Here is a 5213-nt window from a genome sequence, read left to right on the forward strand (position 1 = left end):
TTGAAGACATGCCAAGTGCTGATGACTTTCATGGATTAGAGAAAAGCCTACTCGAAGTAGGCGGCAAAATTGATGCGCTCTCGCCTCAATTAGCCACCTTACAAAACACAACTTCCCTACTAATGGAAAACGAACTCAGAGGTACACGTAATGGCGATGCATGAAGTACAGGCAGAACACCAGCGGATCACCATATTAATCGCACTTAAGGATTCGGCTGATTATGGCGCAAACACCAGTATGTTAGCTGATGTATTGACCCGCTACGCGCTTGGGTGCAGCCGTGACCAGCTTAAAACTCAACTTAATTGGTTAGAGCAAAACAGCTATGTAGCGCTCGAAAGACTGACAAGCAACACATGGGTTGCCCGCATTACGCAAAACGGCATAGATGTGGCTGAGGGTAAAAGCATAGTACCTGGCATAAAACGCCCCGCACCAAGGAGTGTGTAATGACAGACAAGGTACGGCGCTCTAAGCCCAGTAAAATTGACATGTTGCCCGACAACATCAAAAAAATGCTTGATGAAATGCTACGTGATAGCGGTAATTCTCAAGCTGATATTTTAGATGCGGTAAACAAACAAATTCTCGATGCGGGGCTTGATGAAGAGGCTACTATTTCACGCTCTGGCTTATCTCGTCACGCACAAAAGCACGAAGCCATTGCGGCACAGCTTAGAGAAACCCGCGCGGCCACCTCTGCACTAGTTGCTGAACTGGGTGATAAACCCATGGGTGAAACATCAAGATTGGTGCTTGAAATGGGCCGTACTCAGTTGTTTAAAGCGATGCACCAACAACTACTCAACCCTGATGAAAATGCCGAGGTGGACGTAGGCATGATCAAAGAAGTAATGCTCAGTATTCAGCGCCTTGAAACAACTGCAATGCATGTGCATAAGCGCGAAACCGAAATTCGCAAAGTTTTTGCTGAAGAGGCAGCCGCAAAGGTTGAGGAAAGTGCCGTGCTAGCGGGCCTGTCAGAAGAAGGTGCTCAGCTCATTAAAAACCAGATCTTAGGAATCGCATAATGACTGAAAGCGTCAGCAATGCCAATGAAGTAAAGCAACGCTTTGGGCTACCCTCATACATACCATTTGACCCTAGCGAACTACTGCTAGGCTACCAAAAACGCTGGATAGCCGACCAATCCCCGCTCAAAATCGCCGAGAAAAGCCGCCGAACCGGTATCACATGGGCTGAAGCGGCTGACGCCGTACTAGAGGCCAGTAAAAGCAAAGATGCGTTTGGCACCAACCATTTTTACGTTGGCTCTAACAAAGAAATGGCCCGTGAGTTTATTGAAGCGGCCGCTATGTGGGCCAAAGCCTTTAATAAAGCGGCTGGTGATATTCAAGAAGAGCTATTCATTGATGATGGTCAAGAAGGCAAAGAGATCCTTACATTTGTGATCTACTTTGCAAGTGGCTTTAAAATCCAAGCGCTTAGCTCCAACCCTGCCAATCTAAGGGGTATGCAAGGCAATGTAACCATTGATGAGGCCGCATTTCATGAGCGCTTAGCCGAAGTACTCAAAGCCGCTTTAGCACTAACCATGTGGGGCGCAAAAGTTAGGCTTATTAGTACGCACAATGGCGTAGACAACCAGTTTAATGAACTTATTCAAGATAGCCGCGCAGGCAGAAAACGCTACTCGGTTCACACTATCACCATAGAAGATGCTTGCCGTGAGGGCTTGTACCAGCGTATATGCCAAAGGCAACGTAAACAATGGACCGTTGAAGCCCAGAGCAAATGGATTGATGACCTTATAAACGACACAGCCAGCGAAGAAGATGCCCGCGAAGAGTACTTTTGCGAACCTAAAAAAGGCGGCGGCGCGTATATACCCCGCGTGTTAATTGAAGCGGCTATGACCAAAGGCATCCCCATTGTTCAGTATGAAGCGCCCAGCGACTTTATGAGCTGGACCGATGAATACCGCAAAGCCGAGATTGACGCATGGTTAAAAGAGTATATCGACCCGCTGCTTGAAAAGTTAAACCCCGCGCTAAACCATAGCCTTGGTGAAGACTTTGCCCGCCGTGGCGATTTAACCGTATTTGTGCCGCTAGAGATAGGCAAAGACTTATCAAAGCGTGTGCCCTTTGTGGTTGAGCTAACTAACCTCACCTATGATATGCAGCGCCATATTATGTTGCATATCGCCACACGCTTACCCCGTTTGCAAGGTATGGCCTTTGATGCCACGGGTAACGGTGGGTACTTAGCAGAAGCCGCAGCTTTACACTTTGGCACCGAAATGGTCGAGCAAGTCATGCTAAACGATCCGTGGTATAGGGAGTGGATGCCCAAGCTTAAGGCTGAGTTTGAAGACCAAAACATTCAAGTACCTAAACACCAAGATATTTTAGGTGACTTACAAAAGATCTCTGTCCGCAATGGCACCCCAAAAATAGATAAGGGATCAGATAAAGGCTCTGATGGTCGCCAACGTCACGGCGACTTTGCCGTAGGCTTAGCAATGGCTGTACGCGCCGCTTGGATGGATGGCAGCGCCATTGAATTTACCCCACTTCCCAATAAACACGATGCTAAAAACAACTCTGATTTTAACTACAGCGATTTAGGGGCCTATCAAGGCGGGGGGTGTTGGTAATGCGCTTTCGTATTCACTATCAGTACATTTTTACTGTCATTGATGACTATGAAGACATTGAAGCCACAGACCGCAAAGCGGCTGAAGCGTATGCAATGACCCTAGATGTATACGTTGTATCAATTAAACCCGTTATAAGAGTAAAACCATGCTAGTAGATATTAATGGCGATCCGCTCACAATTAAAAAATTAGACAGCAATCAAACAGAAGAAAACAGCCAAGTGGCGATGCTACTTAAGCAATATGCTGAGCACCCGACACAAGGGCTTACCCCTGCTAAATTGGCGAGCCTGCTCAAAGAAGCTGAAGAAGGCAACTTGGCAGCCATGGCAGACTTAGCAAAAGACATTGAAGACAAAGACGGCCACATTAGCTGTGAACTAGGCAAACGCCGCCGCGCCATATTAGGGTTTGAATGGAGTATAAAACCACCGCGTAACGCCTCTAAAGACGAACAACGCGATGCAGATATGCTGGCCGATATACTTGATGATGCCACATGGTTTTATGACTTTTTGTTTGATCTAACCGATGCAATGCTCAAGGGGTTTAGTGCCAACGAACTGAAATGGGACTATGTTGAAAAACAGCAAATAGTTACGGGCTATACCTATCGTGACCAAAACATATTTAAAACCCACCCAGACGATTTTAACCGCATTGTTTTAAACGACAACACCAACGAAGGTGAAGCGCTAAACCCTTTTGGCTGGGCGCTGCATATTCATAAATCAAAGTCGGGGTATGTACACAGAACGGGTTTGCTATCGGTACTTGCATGGCCATTTTTGTTTAAAAACTACAGTGTGCGCGACTTAGCCGAATTTTTAGAGATTTACGGCTTGCCCGTGCGTGTGGGCAAATACCCAAGTGGTGCCAGCGATGCAGAAAAGGCCACGCTACTGCGCGCGGTGATGGCCATTGGCCACAACGCGGGGGGGATTATTCCCAAAGGTATGGAAATTGATTTTCAAAGTGCCGCCAACGGCCAAGCTGACCCATTTGAGAGCATGATCCGCTGGTGTGAACTAACGCAATCTAAAGTGATCTTAGGCGGCACACTCACTAGCCAAGCTGATGGCAAAACCAGCACGAATGCACTTGGTAACGTGCACCAAGAGGTTAAAGAAGACATCACCTTAAGCGACTTACATCAACTAGAGCAAACCATAAGCCGCGACCTGCTTTTGCCCTTATATGCACTCAACGGTAAAAGCTACAACGGCAGCAGCCGCCGCTTACCCCGTTTTGAGTTTGACACCTCTACCAGCGATGAAATGCGCGACTTTGCACCACCCCTTAAAGACTTGGTAAGTACAGGTATGCAAATACCACAATCTTGGGTGCATGAGCGCTTAAATATTCCTGAAGCCAAAGACGGCGAAGCTGTGTTGGCCTTGCCAACTAATACACCTCAAGCCGCCTTAAGCACCGCCATTGCAGCGCTAAGCACCGAACACATAGACCGTGACAATCAAACAGCGCTAGACGAGGCATTAAACGCCATTACAAATGGTGATATGCGTGACGAATACAAAGCCACGCTGCAACCGCTGTTAAACAAGCTCAACCAAAGCAGTGATTTAGCCGCCATTGAGCTTGCCGAGCTTTACCCAACGCTAGACCAAGACGCTTTAACCGAGCTGCTTACCCGCTTGTTTTTTGTCAGTGAACTATGGGGCACCGTCAATGAGTAGTGCCCACATTAGCGCGGCATTTGAGCGCGCGCCCAGCGATGCCGTGGCTTACTTTCGGGCCAAGGGCTACACAATCAGCGATGAATGGCACGATGTGCTGACCGTTGCCCACAGTAAGGCGTTTACCGTTGCGCGAGTTCAAAGCATGGACGTACTAGAAACCATACGAAAATACACTGACCAAGCCCTAACCGAGGGCTTAACCGCAAAACAGTTTAATGACGGCCTAACCCCAGAGCTACAAAAGCACGGTTGGTGGGGCAAGGTTAAAAACGAGCAAGGCGATACCATTCAACTGGGCAGCCCGTACCGCTTAAACACCATTTACCGCACTAACATGCAAACCGCCTACATGGCTGGGCGCTACCGCCGTTTGTTGGCTCGCGCTAAAACCCACCCCTATTGGCAATACATAGCCATTGATGATGGGCAAACAAGGCCAGAGCACAGGCTATTAAATGGCAAGGTATTTCGATTTGACGACCCAATCTGGCAAACTATATTCCCGCCCAATGGCTGGGGTTGTCGTTGCCGCGTTCGCGCGCTCACAGCGGCACAAGTCAAAGCCCGTGGCATAACGGTTGAAAACGGTGAAAGCTATGTACAACAATTTGATGCAGAGATTGTTAGCCGTGAGTCTGGCGAGGTTAAAACCGTGCCCCATGCACGATTAAAGCTACCCAGTGGCGATGTAATGACCCCGGATATTGGCTGGGCGTATTCCCCCGGGCAATCGGCATTTGGTACAGACGTTGCCGTGGCACAAAAGCTTGGCAAAGTTGAAGATATACAGCTACGCGCCGAGACTATTCAAGCACTCAACAATAGCCAAGAGCGAGCCAAAGCGTTTGAATTATGGGCCCGTAAAAGCATTGAGCGTATCGAACGCTA

The 5213-nt window shown here is 48.2% G+C and carries 7 protein-coding genes; all 7 read left to right on the forward strand.

Annotated elements, in window-relative coordinates:
- Positions 1–8 precede the first annotated feature (8 nt).
- On the forward strand, positions 9–164 hold the full coding sequence (locus HC733_RS21540; RefSeq protein ID WP_238937658.1) for a DUF2730 family protein: 156 nt from the start codon (positions 9–11) through the stop codon (positions 162–164).
- Complete coding sequence (locus HC733_RS21545; protein WP_190367034.1) at positions 151–453, forward strand: VpaChn25_0724 family phage protein; 303 nt, start codon at positions 151–153, stop codon at positions 451–453. The genes HC733_RS21540 and HC733_RS21545 overlap by 14 nt, the downstream gene beginning before the upstream one ends.
- Positions 453–1034 (forward strand): DUF3486 family protein, encoded by a 582-nt coding sequence (locus tag HC733_RS21550; protein WP_190367035.1) that lies wholly within the window; start codon positions 453–455, stop codon positions 1032–1034. The genes HC733_RS21545 and HC733_RS21550 overlap by 1 nt, the downstream gene beginning before the upstream one ends.
- Positions 1034–2623: a terminase large subunit domain-containing protein gene (locus tag HC733_RS21555; protein ID WP_190367036.1), complete on the forward strand. Its 1590-nt coding sequence runs from the start codon at positions 1034–1036 to the stop codon at positions 2621–2623. Before HC733_RS21550 ends, HC733_RS21555 begins: the two co-directional genes overlap by 1 nt.
- The gene (locus tag HC733_RS21560) at positions 2623–2778 is read left to right on the forward strand and encodes a hypothetical protein (RefSeq protein ID WP_190367037.1); all 156 of its coding nucleotides are present in this window, start codon (positions 2623–2625) and stop codon (positions 2776–2778) included. Before HC733_RS21555 ends, HC733_RS21560 begins: the two co-directional genes overlap by 1 nt.
- Positions 2772–4322 carry a DUF935 domain-containing protein gene (locus tag HC733_RS21565; RefSeq protein WP_190367038.1) on the forward strand — a complete coding sequence of 517 codons (1551 nt, stop codon included), beginning with the start codon at positions 2772–2774 and terminating at the stop codon, positions 4320–4322. Before HC733_RS21560 ends, HC733_RS21565 begins: the two co-directional genes overlap by 7 nt.
- On the forward strand, positions 4315–5213 hold an 899-nt coding region (locus HC733_RS21570; RefSeq protein WP_190367039.1), incomplete at its 3' end, for a phage head morphogenesis protein. The genes HC733_RS21565 and HC733_RS21570, both read left to right, overlap by 8 nt.

The organism is Pseudoalteromonas sp. S16_S37 (assembly GCF_014694405.1).
Taxonomy (GTDB): domain Bacteria; phylum Pseudomonadota; class Gammaproteobacteria; order Enterobacterales; family Alteromonadaceae; genus Pseudoalteromonas.